General features: G+C 33.5%; 12 protein-coding genes and 1 pseudogene. 12 read left to right on the top strand and 1 reads right to left on the bottom strand.

From position 1 onward, the window contains the following. Window positions 1–9: 9 nt before the first annotated feature. The gene (gene nusA / locus BST83_RS15590; protein WP_104810583.1) at window positions 10–1266 is read left to right on the top strand and encodes a transcription termination factor NusA; all 1257 of its coding nucleotides are present in this window, start codon (window positions 10–12) and stop codon (window positions 1264–1266) included. Window positions 1267–1330: 64 nt separating this feature from the next. Further along, a complete protein-coding gene (gene infB, locus BST83_RS15585) occupies window positions 1331–4219 on the top strand; it encodes a translation initiation factor IF-2 (RefSeq protein WP_104810582.1) in 2889 nt (962 codons plus the stop codon). 75 nt (window positions 4220–4294) lie between these two features. On the opposite strand, the gene BST83_RS15580 is transcribed toward infB, so the two are convergent. Continuing rightward, window positions 4295–4678, bottom strand: a complete 384-nt coding sequence (locus BST83_RS15580) for an SPOR domain-containing protein (protein WP_240614787.1) — start codon at window positions 4676–4678, stop codon at window positions 4295–4297. 179 nt (window positions 4679–4857) lie between these two features. Here BST83_RS15580 and BST83_RS15575 point away from each other — a divergent pair, with 179 nt between their 5' ends. The 10 genes and pseudogenes from BST83_RS15575 (at window position 4858) to BST83_RS15530 (ending at window position 19249) form a co-directional block, all read left to right on the top strand. Then, entirely contained in the window at window positions 4858–6165 is a 1308-nt protein-coding gene (locus tag BST83_RS15575; protein ID WP_104810581.1) for a cytochrome c3 family protein, read from the top strand. A gap of 72 nt (window positions 6166–6237) precedes the next feature. Beyond that, window positions 6238–9308: pseudogene (locus tag BST83_RS15570) on the top strand (TAT-variant-translocated molybdopterin oxidoreductase). 22 nt (window positions 9309–9330) lie between these two features. Beyond that, complete coding sequence (nrfD, locus tag BST83_RS15565; RefSeq protein WP_104810580.1) at window positions 9331–10785, top strand: NrfD/PsrC family molybdoenzyme membrane anchor subunit; 1455 nt, start codon at window positions 9331–9333, stop codon at window positions 10783–10785. A gap of 2 nt (window positions 10786–10787) precedes the next feature. Next, the gene (locus BST83_RS15560; protein ID WP_104810579.1) at window positions 10788–11318 is read left to right on the top strand and encodes a DUF3341 domain-containing protein; all 531 of its coding nucleotides are present in this window, start codon (window positions 10788–10790) and stop codon (window positions 11316–11318) included. Between the two features lie 10 nt (window positions 11319–11328). Then, window positions 11329–11877, top strand: coding sequence for a c-type cytochrome (locus BST83_RS15555; RefSeq protein ID WP_205853594.1), 549 nt, complete (start codon window positions 11329–11331; stop codon window positions 11875–11877). A 27-nt stretch (window positions 11878–11904) separates the two neighbouring features. Next, entirely contained in the window at window positions 11905–13386 is a 1482-nt protein-coding gene (locus BST83_RS15550) for a quinol:cytochrome C oxidoreductase (protein WP_104810578.1), read from the top strand. A 39-nt stretch (window positions 13387–13425) separates the two neighbouring features. Beyond that, on the top strand, window positions 13426–14433 hold the full coding sequence (locus BST83_RS15545; RefSeq protein ID WP_104810577.1) for a cytochrome c oxidase subunit II: 1008 nt from the start codon (window positions 13426–13428) through the stop codon (window positions 14431–14433). Window positions 14434–14469: 36 nt separating this feature from the next. Beyond that, window positions 14470–16251, top strand: coding sequence for a cytochrome c oxidase subunit I (locus BST83_RS15540; RefSeq protein ID WP_104810576.1), 1782 nt, complete (start codon window positions 14470–14472; stop codon window positions 16249–16251). Window positions 16252–16356: 105 nt separating this feature from the next. Beyond that, complete coding sequence (ruvB, locus tag BST83_RS15535) at window positions 16357–17379, top strand: Holliday junction branch migration DNA helicase RuvB (RefSeq protein ID WP_104810575.1); 1023 nt, start codon at window positions 16357–16359, stop codon at window positions 17377–17379. Window positions 17380–17500: 121 nt separating this feature from the next. After that, the gene (locus BST83_RS15530; RefSeq protein WP_240614786.1) at window positions 17501–19249 is read left to right on the top strand and encodes a SulP family inorganic anion transporter; all 1749 of its coding nucleotides are present in this window, start codon (window positions 17501–17503) and stop codon (window positions 19247–19249) included. Window positions 19250–19276 lie beyond the last annotated feature (27 nt).

The following is a 19276-nucleotide window of genomic DNA, read 5'->3' as shown; positions in this document are numbered from 1 at the left end:
AAAAATTTAATGGAAAATATAGCATTAATTGATTCGTTTTCAGAATTTAAAGATAATAAGAGCATAGACAGAGTAACATTGATGTCTATTTTAGAAGAAGTATTTAGAGCCGCTTTAAAGCGTAAGTTTGGTTCTGATGATAATTTTGATATTATTATTAACCCTGATAAAGGAGACTTAGAAATTTGGAGAAATAGAGTTGTTGTTGCAGATGGTTTTTCTGAAGATGACAATGAAGAAATAGAATTAGCGGAAGCAAGATTGATTGAGCCAGATTTCGAAATTGGCGAAGACGTTTCTGAAGAAGTAAAATTAATAGATCTAGGTAGAAGAGCAATTTTGGCTCTACGTCAAAATTTAATTTCAAAAATTTACGAACACGATAGTACAAATATCTTTAAACATTTTAAAGATTTAGAAGGAGAGTTGTATACTGCAGAAGTGCATCATATTCGTCATAATGCTATTATTTTATTAGATGACGATGGTAACGAGATTGTATTGCCTAAAAGTGAGCAAATTCGTTCAGACTTCTTTAGAAAAGGAGATTCTGTAAGAGGTGTGATAAAAACGGTTGAATTAAGAGGTAATAAGCCAGCTATTATACTATCTAGAACGTCACCAGCATTTTTAAATAAATTATTTGAACAAGAAATTCCAGAAGTTTTCGATGGTTTAATTACGGTTGAAGGAGTTGCTAGAATTCCGGGTGAGAAAGCAAAAGTTGCTGTAGATTCTTACGATGATCGAATAGATCCTGTTGGAGCTTGTGTTGGTGTTAAGGGATCAAGAATACATGGTATTGTTCGTGAATTGGGTAATGAAAACATAGATGTTATTAACTATACTAAAAACGAACAATTATATATTTCTAGAGCGTTGAGTCCTGCAAAAGTGACATCAATGGAAATAGAAATGTATGATGAACCTAGAAATGGTAAAAAAGGACGTGTAAGTGTTCTTTTAAAGCCAGAAGAAGTTTCTAAAGCAATTGGTAGAGGTGGTGTAAACATACGTTTAGCAAGTGAGTTAACAGGTTATGAAATAGACGTTCAAAGAGAAGGTTTAGAAGAAGAAGATGTAGAGCTAACAGAGTTTGTTGACGAGATTGAAGATTGGGTTATTACAGAGTTTAAAAAGATTGGTTTAGATACAGCAAGAAGTGTATTAGACGCTAGTGTAGAAGAGCTTGTAAAAAGAACCGATTTAGAGGAAGAAACTATATTGGATGTTCAGAGAATCTTGAAAGAAGAGTTCGAAGAATAATCAGTTATAATAAAATTAAAGTAAAAAGCATATTTTTACAGAATTAAAGGCTAAAAAATAATATATGTCTGAAGGCAAAACAATGAGGCTTAATAAAGTTTTAAGAGAATTAAACATTTCTCTTGATAGAGCAGTAGAATATTTAGCAAAGAATGGTCATGAAATAGATTCAAGGCCAACTACTAAAATTTCTAGTGATGTCTATCAAGTTTTACAAGATGGCTTTGAAAAAGATGCAAACAAGAAAGCTGCATCTAAAGAAGTTGGTGAAGAAAAACGTAAAGAGAAAGAGGCAATTCGTTTAGAAGTTGAAGCTAAATTAGAAAAGAAGAGAGCAGAAGAAGCTAAGAAGGAAGATGTTTTAAGGGCCAAAGCAGATAAATTAGAATTTAAAACTGTTGGTAAAATTGATATCGACAATTTAGGTAATAAACCTGCTGATCAAATTGAAAAAGTACAAGAAGCTCCAAAGGAATCAGAAGTTCCAAAAGGACAAGAAGCAGAAAAAGCACAAAAAACTGAAGTGGTACAAAAAGCAGAAATTGTGCGTGAAGTTAAAGAAGTAAAACAAGAACTTAAAAAAGTTGTTGTAGAGCAAAAAAAAGAAGAAGTTGTAGCTGAAAAGCCAGTTATTAAAAAAACTGTTTCTGAAATAGAAAAAGAAGCGTCTAAAGTTGATTCTAAAAGTGACTCTAAGAAGGATTCTTCTAAAAAAGAAGATAAACCAGAAGAGGTAACGGCAGAAAATGCTGAGGCAATTAAAACTCAATATAAAAAATTAGATGGCCCTAACTTTACTGGTAAGAAAATTGATTTAAAACAATTTGAAAGACCTAAAAAGAAAAAACCTGAAGTTAAGAGAGATGCGAATGCAGATGCGAAAAAGAAACGTAAACGTATAAGCAAGCCCGTAACTACAACTGCAACTGGGGCTAGGACGGTTCCTGCTAAAAGAGATGCGCCAGGCGCTCCTAGAACAGGTGGTGTTGGTAGGCCAGGAGGATTTAGAGGAAAACCAAGTCCTAGAACTCCGATTAAAAAAGAAGAACCAACAGAGGCAGATATTCAAAAACAAGTAAGAGAAACATTAGAGAAGCTTCAAGGAAAATCTTCTAGAGGTAAAGGTGCTAAATATCGCAGAAATAAAAGAGATGCGCATAGAGAGCATACTGAAGCTGAGCTGGAAGCACAGGCATTGGGTACTAAAATCTTAAAAGTAACAGAGTTTGTTACTGTAAGTGAAGTTGCTACAATGATGGATGTTCCTGTAACTCAAATTATTTCTTCATGTATGATGTTAGGAATGATGGTAACAATGAATCAGCGTTTAGACGCAGAAACGTTGGTTATTGTTGCGGAAGAATTTAATCATAAGGTAGAATTTGTTGGTGCAGAGGTAGAAGAGTCTATTGAAGAAGTACAAGATAAACCATCAGATTTAGTAAGTCGTGGACCAATTATAACCGTAATGGGTCACGTAGATCATGGTAAAACATCGCTATTAGATTATATTAGAAAAGCAAATGTTATAGAAGGAGAAAGTGGTGGAATTACGCAACATATTGGAGCTTATTCAGTAAATGTAGGTGATCAAAAAATTGCATTTTTAGATACTCCTGGTCACGAAGCCTTTACGGCAATGCGTGCACGTGGAGCACAAGTAACAGATTTAGTAATTATTGTAGTTGCAGCAGATGATGATGTAATGCCACAAACAAAAGAGGCAATTTCTCATGCGCAAGCGGCTGGAGTTCCTATTATATTTGCAATAAATAAGATTGATAAGCCAAATGCGAATCCAGATAACGTAAAAACACAGTTATCTGCAATGAATCTTTTAATTGAAGAGTGGGGAGGAAGCATACAATCTCAAGACATATCAGCAAAAACAGGTGAAGGTGTTGAGGCATTATTAGAAAAAGTATTGTTAGAAGCAGAAGTTTTAGAGCTAAAGGCAAATCCTAATAAAAATGCAATAGGTACTGTTGTAGAAGCACAATTAGATAAAGGTAGAGGATATGTTACTACTATTCTAGTGCAAGCCGGAACTCTTAATGTTGGTGATTACTTACTAGCAGGAAAACATAGTGGTAAAATAAAAGCTATGTTTGATGATAAAGGTAATAAAATGAAAAATGCTGGACCATCAATGCCAGTATCAATATTAGGTTTAGACGGTGCGCCACAAGCTGGTGATAAATTTAACGTATTTGATGACGAAAGAGAAGCGAAACAAATTGCATCTAAACGTTCTCAATTACAACGTGAGCAATCTGTAAGAACTCAGAAAACACTTACACTTGCAGAGATTGGACGTAGAATTGCACTTGGAGATTTCAAAGAATTAAATATTATTCTTAAAGGAGATGTTGATGGTTCTGTCGAAGCTTTAACAGATTCTTTCCAAAAATTATCGACAGAAGAAATTCAAGTTAATATTTTACATAGAGGAGTAGGTGCTATTACAGAAAGTGACGTTTTACTGGCAACAGCATCAGATGCTATTATCGTTGGATTTAACGTTCGTCCTCAAGGAAATGCAAGAATGATTGCAGATAGAGAAGAGGTAGATATTAGAACGTATTCAATTATTTACGATGCAATCAATGACTTAAAAGACGCCATGGAAGGAATGTTATCTCCAGAAATGAAAGAAGAGGTTAGTGGTAATGTAGAGATTAGAGAGGTTTATAAAATTTCTAAAGTTGGAAATATTGCAGGTTGTATGGTGATGTCCGGTAAAATATTTAGAGATTCTAAGATTAGAATTATTAGAGACGGAATTGTTGTTCACGACGGAGTATTGTCATCTTTAAAACGATTTAAAGACGATGTTAAAGAGGTTGCCAAAGGTTATGATTGTGGTTTACAACTTAAAAACTACAATGACGTTTTTGAAGGTGATATCATAGAAGCATATAAAGAAATAGCAGTTAAAAAGAAGTTGAAATAAACATACTTTTAGATCATAAAAAAAGCGCCAAAATTAATTTAATTTTGGCGCTTTTAATTTGTATACTTTTTAACTTTATTTACCTAAAGGGATTATAATCAATCCAGAAAATTTTTCTGAAAAACTAACCATTGCCTTATCGGCCTCCAATCTTGTTTTGTAATTTCCTACTTGAACTTTCCAGTAAGGTTGCTCATAATCAAGTTTTGTGTACACATTAGGGAAATTAACTTTAAACTTATTCTGAATACCTCTCGCTTTTGTTTCATCACCATAAAAAATCTGGACTCTAAATCCGTAGCCAAACTTACCATTAAAAGCTCTTTTCTTTGCGATTAAATTTTTTATTTGTGTACTGCTATTTGTGTTGTTTTGAGCAGAAATAGAATGATTACCAGCTATTAATAGAAATAAAAAAGCCGCTAAATAACATTTGTTTTTCATTGTAAAATTATTCATACAAAAGTAACGTGTTAGAATAGAATAAATTTCACAAATACGTTATTTAGAATTAGTATAAATTATTATTTATCATTCTTTTCCTTTTTAAAAATTTAGCAATATGTAGTACTTTTGTCAGAGAGTTCAAAAACGTTTTTTGAGCTGTTTATACACAATACTAAAAATAGTTTGTAAATATGAAAAGTGTAGAATTGCACAATAGACTAGCAGTAATACTTCGTATAAGTTTTACGGTTCTTTTACTTTTTACTTTTAGCATATCTTCGTTTTCTCAGGAAATGGATGAAGCGCGTCAAAAAGAAGGAAAGAGTTTATTTAAATCTTTATGTGCTTCTTGCCATAAATTAGATAAAAAACTTATAGGACCTGCTTTAGGTGGGGTAGAATCTCGCAGAGAGAATGATTGGTTAATAGCTTGGATTAAGAACAATGCAGAATTTAGAGCTTCGGGTAATGCCGATGCAATTGCGATTTATAAAGAGTACAACGGCTCTAACATGTCTGCTTTTCCTCAGTTGTCAGATCAAAATATTAATGATATTTTATATTATACAACTGTTGGTGAAATTAGTAAGCCGGATGTAGTAGAAGTTGGCACTGCCGCAACAGGTGGTTCTTCCTCAAGTGCTCCAGATTGGTTAATCTATATTTTAGCGGCAGCTATTATCGTAGCTTTTTTAATGATAGCGAACTTGGTAAAACAAGTAAGTGAGTTAAAGGGAAACACAAAGACTGAGTCGAAATCAAATTTTAAAAGAGATTTACAAGAACTTTGGGTTGGTGTAAAAAATAATACCTTCTTAAAAGCGCTAGCAGTCGTCTTTTTAATATTAATGGGTATCTATGTCTTTTTTGGCACATTATATAAAGTAGGCGTAGATCAGGGTTATCAGCCAATCCAGCCAATTGTTTTTTCTCATAAAATTCACTCTGGTGATAATAAAATTGATTGTCAATATTGTCACTCATCAGCAAAACATAGTAAGCATTCAGGTATTCCTTCCGTAAATGTTTGTATGAACTGTCATAAAAACATTGCTGAAGTTGCAGAAACAACTGTTGTTGAATTAGAAGACGGAGTTGTTTTAGGAAAGGCAGAGCTTGATAAAGAAATAGCAAAAGTTTACAAAGCTGCAGGTTGGGATGTAGAGGCTTTAGAATATACAGGTATAGAGAAACCAATTAAATGGGTTCGTATTCATAATTTACCAGATTTTGTATATTTTAATCACTCACAACACGTAACGGTGCAAGGTCTTAAATGTCAAACATGTCATGGGCCTGTTGAAGAAATGGAAGAGATGTATCAATACTCACCATTAACAATGGGTTGGTGTATAGATTGTCATAGAGAAACAGACGTAGATTTAAAAGGAAATGAATATTATGCTAAAATTCACAAACAATTAGCAGAAAAGTACGGTGTAGAAAAAGTTACGGCTGCACAGCTAGGTGGATTAGAGTGTGGTAAATGTCACTATTAATCAAAAGAAGAAAGATAGTTTCATGTTCTTTATAAAATGAACAAAAAACTAACAACTAATAACTAAATATAAATGGCTTCAAACAAAAAATACTGGAAAAGTGTTGAGGAACTAAAAGATAGTTCTATTGTTGAAACGTTGAGCAAAAACGAGTTTGTACAAGATATTTCTACAGATGTGTTTTTAGGGGATAAAGAAACTTTAGAAAATTCTTCTACCTCACGTAGAGATTTCTTAAAATATGTGGGTTTCACTACAGCTGCAGCTTCATTAGCAGCTTGTGAAGGTCCTGTAATAAAATCGATTCCTTATGTTGTAAAACCAAATGATATTATTGCTGGTGTTGCGGATTGGTATGCGACTTCTATGGCAGATGGGTATGATTTTGCAAACGTTTTGGTGAAAACTCGCGAAGGCCGTCCTATTCAAATAATGCCGAATAAAGACGCAAACGGAACAACAAGTGCACGAGTACAAGCTTCTATTTTATCTTTATATGATGAAAAATTACGTTTAAAAGAACCAATAAAAGGAGGGGAAGCAATTTCTTGGGCAGATGCTGATAAAGAAATTGGAGCAAAATTAAACGATTTAAAAGAAGCAAATAAACCTGTAGTTTTATTAACAGGAACAATGGCAAGTCCTTCTATATCTAAAATTGTAGAAGAATTTAGCGTTGTATATCCAAATGTAAGACATATTGTTTATGATGCGGTTTCAGAATCTGGTGCTGCAGATGCAATGTTGGCAATGTACGGTAAACGGACATTACCAAACTATCGTTTAGAAAATGCGAAAACAATTGTTTCTTTTGGTGCAGATTTCCTTGGAGATTTTCACGGAGGATTTGAAAAAGCATTTGTTAACGGTAGAAAGCCAGAAACTGGTAAGATGTCTTACCACGTGCAGTTCGAAAGCAATATGTCTTTAACAGGAGCAAATTCTGATAAAAGAATCGTTGTAAAACCTTCGGATCAAGTTTTTGCGTTGTTGAATTTATATAATGCAGTTACGGGACAGAATATTTCATCAAAAGCAACTGCGGTAGATGGTGATATTAAAAAATTAGCATTAGAATTAATAAAATCTGGTTCTAAAGGGGTTGTTTTAACAGGATTGAATGACAAAAATGCACAGTTAATAGCGTTTGCAATTAACAAAGCAATTGGCAGTGAAATTATGGACACTGTAAATACTTTAAATATTCGTCAAGGAAATGATGCAGAAGTTGCTCAATTTGTTGCAGATATGAAAGCAGGTAAAATTGCTGGATTAATTTCTTACAATATAGACCCTGTTTATACTTTATCGAATTCATCTGATTTTTCTGAGGGATTAAAAAATTAGAATTATCAGTAGCATTGTCAACTGAAAATAATGAAACGGTAAATGCGTCTAATTTTGCATTACCAACACCACATTTTTTAGAATCTTGGGGAGATACTCAGTTTGATTCTTTAACTTATGGTTTAATGCAACCAACTATTCAGCCATTATTTAAAACACGTCAAGTGCAAGATACGTTATTAACTTGGTCTGGAAATACAACTAAATATTATGATTATTTAAAAGCTTTTGCTTCTTCAACTATTTTAGGAGAAAGTTCTTGGAACACAGCTTTGCACAATGGATTTTATAGTATAGAAGTTGTTGAAACTGCAGAAGTTTCAGGAAATTTAGAAGCTTCACTAGTAATTTCTGATGTTGCAAATCAGTTGTCAAGCTCAGCAAAAAAAGCATCAGGTTTTGAATTAAATTTATATACAAAAACTGGTTTAGGAGATGGTAAGCAAGCAAACAATCCTTGGTTACAAGAATTCCCTGATCCAATTACAAGAACTTCTTGGGACAACTACTTAACAATGTCTATGGCAGATGCTAGGGAGTTAGGTTTTACAAACCCTATAAAAGATAATGGTGCGATTGATGGTGATTATGCTAAAATATCTGTTAACGGAAAAGAAATTACTGTTCCTGTATTAGTTCAACCAGGACAAGCTAAGGGTTCGGTTGGTTTGGCTTTAGGTTTTGGAAAAACTTTTGGTTTAAAAGAAGAAATGCAAGTTGGTGTTAATGCATATCCTTTATACAATGGTGCTAATAACATTCAATACAATGTTAAAATAGATAAAGTTTCAGGAACGCATCAGTTTGCTTGTACACAAGTTCAAAAAACAATTGCGGGCCGACACGATATTTTAAAAGTAGCATCCTTAAAAGAGTATAATACTGTTGCGCCTAAAGACCATGATCTTGGTTGGAATAAACCAGCTTATGTATCTTACGATCACAAAGAAGTTGAGGCGAAAACAATAGATTTATGGGATGAACACAATAGAGAAATTGGTCATCACTTTAATTTATCAATAGATTTAACATCTTGTACAGGTTGTGGCGCGTGTGTGGTGGCATGTCACGCAGAAAATAATGTGCCAGTTGTAGGTAAAAACGAAGTAAGAGTTGGTAGAGATATGCACTGGTTGCGTATTGATAGGTACTATTCTTCGCAAGTTGAAACTAGAGAGGATGCTAAAGAATTAGGTTTAGGTATCGCTGATACTTATAAAGCTTTAGAAACTGAGGCAGAAAATCCTGAAGTTACTTTTCAACCTATGATGTGTCAGCACTGTAATCATGCTCCTTGTGAGACTGTTTGTCCAGTTGCTGCAACAACACACGGTCGTCAAGGTCAGAATCAAATGACATATAACAGATGTATTGGTACAAGATATTGTGCAAACAACTGTCCTTATAGAGTTCGTCGTTTTAATTGGTTTAGTTATTCAGACAACAACGAATTCGATTTCAACATGAACAATGAATACGGTAAAATGGTTTTAAACCCAGATGTTGTGGTTCGTTCTAGAGGAGTTATGGAAAAATGTTCTATGTGTATTCAAATGACACAAGCAACAATTTTAAAAGCTAAAAAAGAAGGAAGAGCGGTCGATACAGATGAGTTTGAAACAGCTTGTTCATCAGCATGCACAACAGGGGCTATGGTCTTTGGAGATGTAAATAATAAAGAGGATAAAGTGGCTGCATTAGCAGAAGATAAGAGAACTTATAACGTGTTAGATTATTTACAGACGAAACCGAATGTAATCTATCAAGTAAAAGTTAAGAATACAAACCAAGCGTAATTAAAATTTAAGATATAAAAATATGTCTCATTACGAAGCACCCATAAGGGAACCTTTAGTATTAGGTGATAAAAGTTATCACGATATTACCGAAGACATTGCTAAACCTATAGAAGGTGCTGCAAATAAAAACTGGTACATCGCATTTTATATTTCTTTAGTAGCAATGCTATGGGGATTTGGTTGTATTTTTTACACAGTAGGAACTGGTATTGGAGTTTGGGGATTAAACAAGAACATAGGTTGGGCTTGGGATATTACAAACTTTGTATGGTGGGTTGGTATTGGTCACGCAGGAACATTAATTTCTGCAGTACTTTTATTGTTCCGTCAAAAATGGAGAATGGCAATTAACCGTTCTGCAGAAGCAATGACAATTTTTGCCGTTTTTCAAGCAGGATTGTTTCCAATCATTCATATGGGTCGTCCATGGAATGCATATTGGGTTTTGCCAATTCCGAATCAGTTTGGATCGTTGTGGGTAAACTTTAACTCTCCATTACTGTGGGATGTTTTTGCAATATCCACCTATTTATCGGTATCACTAGTTTTCTGGTGGACCGGTTTATTACCAGATTTCGCAATGATTAGAGATAGAGCTGTGAAGCCTTTTCAAAAGAAAATATATTCTTTGTTATCTTTCGGATGGTCTGGTAGAGCTAAAGATTGGCAACGTTTCGAAGAAGTTTCTTTGGTATTAGCTGGTTTAGCAACACCTTTAGTACTTTCTGTACATACAATTGTATCTATGGATTTTGCTACCTCTATTAACCCAGGTTGGCACTCAACAATTTTCCCTCCATACTTCGTTGCTGGAGCAATCTTTTCAGGATTTGCGATGGTACAAACGTTGTTAGGGATTATGAGAAAAGTTACAAACTTAGAAGATTATATTACACGTATGCATATTGAATATATGAATATTGTAATTATCTTAACTGGTGGAATTGTAGCTGTAGCATATGCAACAGAATTTTTTATTGCTTGGTATACTGGATCACCATATGAAAACTATACATATTTATCTGTAGGTGCTGCAACAGGACCTTATGCATGGGCTTTTTGGTCATTGATTACATTCAATATTATCACTCCACAATTATTATGGTTCAAAAAAATTAGAAGAAGTTTTATTTGGACGTTTATTATATCAATTGCTATAAATATTGGTATGTGGTTTGAACGTTTTGATATTATTGCAATTGTATTAAGTAAAGGTCATTTACCTTCAACTTGGTGGCGTTTTGAGCCAACTTTTGTTGATGTTGGGATCTTTATTGGAACTATAGGATTTTTCTTTGTGTTATTCTTATTGTACGCAAGAACATTCCCTGTGATCGCGCAAGCGGAAGTGAAAACGATTTTGAAATCTTCTGGAGAATTTTACAAGAAGAGAAGCGAACAAGGTATACCAACAAAACCAGCTATTAATTTAGCAGGTTCAGAAGGTACATCTGATAAAAATAATAAAGAATAATTATGGAATCATCAAAAGTTATTCACGCGTTTTATACTGATGACGAAGTTTTAATGGACGCAGTAAAAGCTGTGAAAGCAGAACATCATCACATAGAGGAAGTATTTTGTCCTTTTCCAGTTCATGGATTAGACAAAGCACTGGGATTAGCGCCAACGAGATTGGCAATTACTGCTTTTTTCTACGGAATTACAGGTTTGTCATTTTCAATTTGGATGACGAACTATATGATGATTCAAGATTGGCCGCAAGATATTGGAGGTAAACCCAGTTTCTCATGGTTAGAAAATATGCCAGCATTTGTGCCAATTATGTTTGAGTTAACAGTGTTTTTTGCAGCCCATCTAATGGTAATTACCTTTTATATGAGAAGTAGAATTTGGCCATTTAAAGAAGCAGAAAATCCAGATCCAAGAACTACAGATGATCATTTTTTAATGGAAATACCTGTGCACGATAACAACGAAGCTGAATTAACTGCTTTATTATCAAAAACAGGGGCTGTAGAAATTAATATAGTAGACAAGCATTAATATATAGATGATGAAAAATTTTAAATTAATTATCGCCTTAATAGTTTTTGCAAGTTTTATTTCTTGTAATAACAAAAGAACACCACAACTGCAATACATGCCAGATATGTATATATCTGTGCCTTATGATACAGATGGAGAGAACGGATTAAGGGGAGATCCAGTTAATTCTAAGCCAGTTGCAGGTTCTATTCCTAGAGGAGGACATCCTGCTTATGATATACCTGATACGAATGAAGGATATGAAAAAGCAAAAACTGAATTAAAGAATCCTTATGAGGTTTCTGAAGAAAATTTAGAAAACGGAAAAGCAATGTACACGATTTACTGTATATCTTGTCACGGAGCTAAAGGAGATGGAAATGGTTACTTATCCGAAGCAGAGAAATTTGTTGGGATTCCTAATTATAAAGACAGAGATATTACAGATGGAAGTATTTATCATGTTTTAATGCATGGTAAGAACTTAATGGGTTCTCACTCATCTCAATTAACATATAAAGAACGTTGGCAAATTGTACAATACGTAGAAGTATTGCGCACAGATTTGTTAAAATAGAGTATAAAAAGATAGAATACGAAAAATATGTATCAATTCTCAGGTAAATTAAAAACATTCTCAATTGCCCTAATTTTATTAGGAGCATTAGGGATTGCATTCAGTTTTTATACTGCACCAAAATCAATTGAAGACGCTAAAGAAATTATGGCGTCACAAACTTCACATGATGGTGGTCATGCAATTTCTAATGAAGAAGTTAAAAAGGACATTCATACAACTGAAGTGAAAGGGGATTCTATTTCTCACGGTGAAATGGAAAATCATGCTGAAGAAGTTCATCAAGAGGCAACAAAAGAAGTACATGCTGCAGCAGATGTGCATGGTGAAAATCATGATGACGAACATGCAGAACATTTGTATCATCAGTTAAAAAACAAACCTTGGTCAGCTTTATACGTATCCTTGTTTTTCTTTTTGGGAATCTCTTTATTAGTGTTGGCATTTTATGCTTCTCAAAGAGTAGCTCAATCCGCATGGTCTGTTGTTCTTTTTAGAGTAATGGAAGCAATAACTGCTAATTTAGTGCCAACATCAATTATTATGTTGTTGGTTATTTTGTCAGCTTCGGTATTACACATAAATCATATGTTTCCTTGGATGGCAGACGGTGTTTTTGATCCTTCAAGTCCAAACTATGATCCAATTATAGATGGTAAATCTTGGTGGATGAATACTCCAGGTTGGACTATTAGAAGTATTGTCTACTTAGCAATTTGGAATGGGTACAGATGGTTCATCCGCAGAAATTCTATCAAAGAGGATACTGCAAATGACGGACTTAAAACCTATAAATTAAATTATAATGTATCCGTAGGATTCATTTTCTTATTCATGATAACAGAATCTATGATGTCTTGGGATTGGATTATGGGATTAGATCCTCACTGGTTCTCTACATTATTTGGATGGTATGTTTTATCGGGTTTATTGGTAAGTGCGATAACAGTAATTGCATTTGTAACAATATATTTACGTTCTAAAGGTGCTTTACCAGGTGTTAATGATAGTCACATTCATGATTTAGCAAAATTCATGTTTGGTTTCTCTATATTTTGGACGTATTTATGGTTCTCTCAATTTATGTTAATCTGGTATGCAGATATCCCAGAAGAAACTACTTATTTTGTAATGAGATTTAACGAATACAAGTTGCCATTTTTAGCAATGGTAGTTATGAATTTCGCTTTTCCAATATTATTATTATTAAATAGTGATTATAAGAGTATTCCTTGGTTTATCGTAATTGGAGGAGTCGTTATTTTAGGAGGACATTATATAGATGTTTTTATAATGGTGATGCCAGCTACAGTTGGGTCTCAGTGGTTTTTTGGAATCGCAGAAATTAGTGCACTACTCTTCTTTTTAGGTATTTTTATCTACACAGTATTTAGTGCATTTGCAAAGGCGAATCCAATACCAAAAGGAAATCCTTTCTTAAAAGAAAGTGAATATTTTCACTATTATAATATTGAACATAGAGGTGAAGGATCAGGAGATCACCACTAATAAACAAAGAAATTAAACAAATAAAGAAAAGATAAATATATGTTAGCTCTATTTTATATTTTTATAGGTGTGGCAATAGGTGTAAGTTTTTGGCAGATTACTAGAATCATGAATTTTAGAGGTGTCATTGCTACAGATGAAGATAACACAAAGCAAGGTAGAAACGCACTGTTGTTTATGGCATTTTTCTACGCAATGATGATTTACTGTTTAATCTACATGAATGTGATATTGTTGCCGGAATCTGCTTCAATAGAAGGCGAGCACGATGATAACTTATTTAATATTACGTTTATATTGATAGGGATTGTGCAGTTTGCAATGCAATTTTTAATTTTCTATTTTACTTACAAATACAAGGGAAGTAAAGACAGAAAAGCCAAATTTTATGCAGATAGTCATATGTTAGAATTAATATGGACAGTTACTCCGGCTATTGTTCTAGTGGTTTTAATTGGATATGGATTATGGCAGTGGAATAATATCATGGATTTATCTGGTGATGACGACGCTATTGTTATAGAAGTGTATTCTCAACAGTTTAGATGGGAAGCACGTTATGCAGGTGAAGACAATACGCTTGGACGTGGAAATGTGAATTTTATTCAGGGAATTAATTCTATGGGTGTGGATATGTCTGATAAAAATGCGCAAGATGATAAGCAAGTAACAGAGTTGTATTTGCCTAAAGGAAGAAAGATTCATTTCAAATTCCGTTCTCAAGACGTCTTACACTCAGCCTACATGCCTCACTTTAGAGCACAAATGAATTGTGTTCCTGGAATGGTTACAGAATTTGGGTTCACTCCTAAGTTTACTACCGATGAGATGAGACAGCAGTCTGAAGTCATTGAAAAAACAGCAGGAATTAATAAAATTAGAAAGGCTAAAGGGGAGGATATTTATGAGTTCAACTATTTGTTATTATGTAATAAAATTTGTGGAGCTTCTCATTACAGTATGCAAATGAAAATTACAGTTGTAGAGCAAGATGAATACGACAAGTGGATTTCAGAGCAGCCTACTTTAGCAACAGTTATTCAATAATTATAATTTAAAAGATACAATACAAATAATAAGATTATGTCAGAACATCATCATAAAGAAACATTTGTAACAAAATATATTTTTACCCAAGATCATAAAATGATTTCTAAGCAATTCTTGGTTACAGGAATGTTTATGGGAATTATTGCGGTATTCATGTCTATGTTATTCCGTTTACAGTTAGCTTGGCCAGATAAATCGTTTACAATTATTGAAGCGTTTTTAGGACCTCATCAAACAGATGGGATAATGAATCCTGATTTCTATCTTGCATTAGTTACGATACATGGTACTATTATGGTATTCTTTGTACTAACAGCAGGTTTAAGTGGAACTTTTTCTAATTTATTAATCCCATTGCAAATTGGAGCTAGAGATATGGCTTCTGGGTTTTTAAATATGGTATCCTACTGGTTATTCTTTGTGTCGAGTGTAATTATGCTTATTTCACTATTTGTTGAAGCAGGACCAGCATCCGCAGGATGGACAATTTATCCACCTTTAAGTGCATTGCCACAAGCAATTCCAGGTTCTGGGGCAGGTATGACTTTATGGTTAGTATCTATGGCTATCTTCGTTGCCTCCTCTTTAATTGGTGCATTAAATTACATTGTAACCGTTTTTAACTTAAGAACGAAAGGAATGAAAATGACGAGATTGCCATTAACTATTTGGGCATTCTTTATCACTGCAATTATTGGTGTAGTCTCATTTCCTGTATTATTATCAGCTGCTTTATTACTGATTTTTGATAGAAGTTTTGGTACATCATTTTACTTATCAGATATTTTTATTTCTGGAGAAGTATTGCATTATCAAGGTGGATCTCCAGTTTTGTTTGAGCACTTATTTTGGTTTTTAGGTCACCCGGAAGTATATATTGTATTATTACCAGCTTTGGGTATTACCTCAGAAATTATATCAACAAATTCTAGAAAACCAATTTTTGGATATAGAGCGATGGTAATGTCTATTATGGCAATTGCATTTTTATCTACAATTGTATGGGGTCATCACATGTTTATTTCGGGGATGAATCCTTTCTTAGGATCTGTGTTTACGTTTACAACGTTATTGATTGCGATTCCATCAGCGGTAAAAGCATTTAACTATATCACCACGTTATGGAAGGGTAACTTGCAATTAAATCCTGCAATGTTATTTTCAATAGGATTGGTTTCTACGTTTGTAACAGGTGGATTAACAGGATTAGTTTTAGGGGATTCTGCTTTAGATATTGCAATTCATGATACGTATTTTGTTGTAGCGCATTTCCATTTAGTAATGGGTGTTTCGGCAATTTTCGGAATGTACGCAGGTATTTATCATTGGTTCCCAAAAATGTATGGTAGAATGATGAATAAAACATTGGGGTATTGGCATTTCTGGATTACTATTATTTGTGCTTATGGTGTTTTCTGGCCAATGCATTTTATTGGATTAGCGGGTTTACCAAGAAGATATTATTCGAATACAGCATTTCCAATGTTCGATGATTTAGCAGATATTAATAAAGTGATTACCATTTTTGCTTTAGTTGGTGGTATTGGTCAAATCATATTTATTGCAAACTTTTTCATCTCTATGTATAGAGGAGAAAAAGCAACTCAGAATCCCTGGAAATCAAATACGTTAGAATGGACTACTCCTGTAGAACATATTCATGGAAACTGGCCAGGTAAATTACCAGAAGTTCATAGATGGGCTTATGATTACAGCAAACGTGTGGATCCAAATGATGATGACAGTGATTATTTGCACGGTCAAGATTACGTATTGCAAACTACTCCTTTATTAGAAGATGAAGAACAATCTTAATAAAATATAAAATCTATTAAAAAACCTTTCCGACTCGGAAAGGTTTTTTCGTTATGTAACAAAAGGTGCATGTGACCTGATTCAAAATCTCTTATATTTGTAGTTATGAACGAAAACTTAAATCCTGAAAATGACAATTTATCAAATGAAGATTTAGATGTAGAAAAAAAATTACGTCCACTTTCATTTGATGATTTTACAGGTCAAGATCAAGCATTAGATAATTTAAAAATATTTGTTGAGGCAGCCAATCAACGAGGTGAAGCTCTAGATCACACATTGTTTCATGGACCTCCAGGACTTGGGAAAACTACGTTGGCTCATATTTTAGCAAACGAATTGCAAGTTGGCATAAAGGTTACTTCGGGTCCTGTTTTAGACAAACCAGGAGATTTAGCAGGTTTGCTTACAAACTTGGACGAACGCGATGTCTTATTTATTGACGAAATCCATAGATTAAGTCCTATTGTAGAAGAGTATTTATACTCAGCAATGGAAGACTACAAAATTGATATTATGATTGAATCTGGCCCAAATGCCAGAACAGTTCAAATTAATTTAGAACCTTTTACGTTAATCGGTGCGACAACTCGTTCAGGATTGTTAACAGCTCCAATGCGTGCACGTTTCGGAATTAGCTGTAGATTGCAATACTACTCAACCGAACTGCTAACAACAATTATAGAAAGAAGTTCAGATATTTTGGGAGTTCCTATTTCTATGGAAGCTGCCATAGAAATAGCAGGAAGGAGCAGAGGAACACCAAGAATTGCAAATGCTTTGTTGCGCAGAGTGAGAGATTTTGCGCAAATAAAAGGTAATGGAACCATTAACATGGAAATTGCAAAATATGCTTTAAAAGCATTAAATGTAGATGCTTTTGGTCTGGATGAAATGGATAATAAAATTCTAGCAACAATTATAGATAAATTTAAAGGGGGTCCTGTAGGAATAAGCACAATTGCAACGGCGGTTTCAGAAAATACAGAAACAATTGAAGAAGTGTACGAGCCATTTTTAATTCAGCAAGGTTTTATTATGAGAACACCAAGAGGTAGAGAGGTTACTGAATTAGCTTACAAACATTTAGGAAGAACAAAACCAAGAAGTCAAGCAGAGTTATTTTAGGTTATAGATATAAGTCTCAATAGAAGAGACAAGAAATGAAGGAGAAGATATGTGTACCTAGAACTTTAGGGAATGGGAAGAATTAGTAATAAATTGCTCTAATTAACAATGTTCTTTCACTTTGATAACGTTAGAATATACTTATGAATATAAAAAAATAATACCAATTTTAGAATGGTTACCCAACTACAATAAATCCCTTTTTAAAGGGGATTTAGTTGCGGGGTTGACTGTTGGTATTATTTTAATTCCGCAAGGAATAGCGTACGCTTTAATTGCAGGTTTGCCTCCAATCTATGGCTTGTATTGTGCGTTAGTTCCCCAAGTTATGTATGCTATTTTTGGTTCCTCAAGGCAAGTAGCCATAGGACCCGTAGCAATGGATTCCTTAATTGTTGCGACCGGTGTTTCTGCTTTAGCGTTGGCGGGTTCAAATAGTTATATTTCTATTGCAATTTTGTTGGGTTTAATGGTGGGAACTATTCAGTTTATAATGGGAATCTTTAGTTTAGGTTTTATCGTAAACTTTCTCTCAAAACCAGTAATTACAGGTTTTACATCTGCGGTTGCATTAATCATTGGACTCAATCAATTTAGAAATTTATTGGGTGTAGATTTTATTCAAAGTGATCAAATTCAGTTTATTGTAGAGGATATTTGGCTGCAAGTAGCTACTTTTAATAAGCATACATCAATAATTGGGCTGATATCCGTAATTATAATTATTGTTTTTAGAAAAATTAACAAAAAAATACCAAATGCATTAATTGTTGTAATTCTTGGTATATTAAGTATGAAATACTTTGGAAAAAGTTTTTCTGATGTATCTATTGTAAAAGAAATACCATCAGGTTTGCCTGTTTTCGGTATTCCAGAATTCGATATAGATCAAATTAGAGAACTGTTGCCAATTGCATTAACGTTAGTGATGGTAGGTTATCTAGAGACGATTTCTATAGGTAAATCTTTGGAGGCAAAACAAGATGAATACAGAATAAGACCCAATCAGGAATTAATTGCTTTAGGTTTAAGTAATATGGTGGGTTCTTTATTTAAGGCTTACCCTTCTGCATCGAGTTTTTCTCGCTCTGCAATTAATCAAGAAAGTGGCGCAAAAACAGGAATGGCGGCATTAATTTCTGTGGCAATGGTTGTAATTACACTACTATTTTTAACACCATTATTTTATCATTTGCCTAAAACTGTATTAGCGGCAATTATTATAGTTGCTGTTTTTGGCTTGATAAATTTTAAGGAAGCTGCTTTTTTATGGAGGGCGAATAATTTGGATTTTTGGTTAATGTTATCCACCTTTTTAGCAACTTTATTACTAGGTATTGAATATGGCATTGCAGTTGGAGTAGGTTTATCCTTAATTGTTTTAATATTTAGAACTTCAAGACCGTATGTTACTGAATTAGGTAAAGTGCCAAACTCGAATTTTTATAGAAATAAAAATCGATTTGAAGAAGTAATTATAGAAGATGATATCTTGATTTTTAGATTTGATGCTCAGATATTTTATGCAAATTCTAGTTATTTTAGAGATAATTTAGACCAAATGGCAGACAGAAAAGGAAAGGCATTAAAATTGATTGTATTAGATGCAGAGAGTATTAATAGAGTAGATAGTACGGGCGTAGAAATGTTAAAAGAACGCATTAAGTATTATCAGAAAAAAGATATTATTTTTTATTTTGCAGGTGTTAAAGGACCTGTTAGAGATGATTTTTTTAGAAGCGGAATTTTACAAATCATAGATATTAATCACTTTTTTATGAGAGTAAATGATGCTGTAAAATATTATAAAACGGGTGATAGAAAACACCAAGAAAAGTATGCTAAATATATACATCAAGCATATAGGTAATTAGAAATGAAAGTGATAAATATCATT

Origin of the sequence: Polaribacter filamentus (assembly GCF_002943715.1) — a bacterium.
Lineage (GTDB): Bacteria > Bacteroidota > Bacteroidia > Flavobacteriales > Flavobacteriaceae > Polaribacter > Polaribacter filamentus.
The sequence above is the reverse complement of the archived record's forward strand: the minus strand, read 5'-3'. Positions and strand labels throughout refer to the sequence as shown.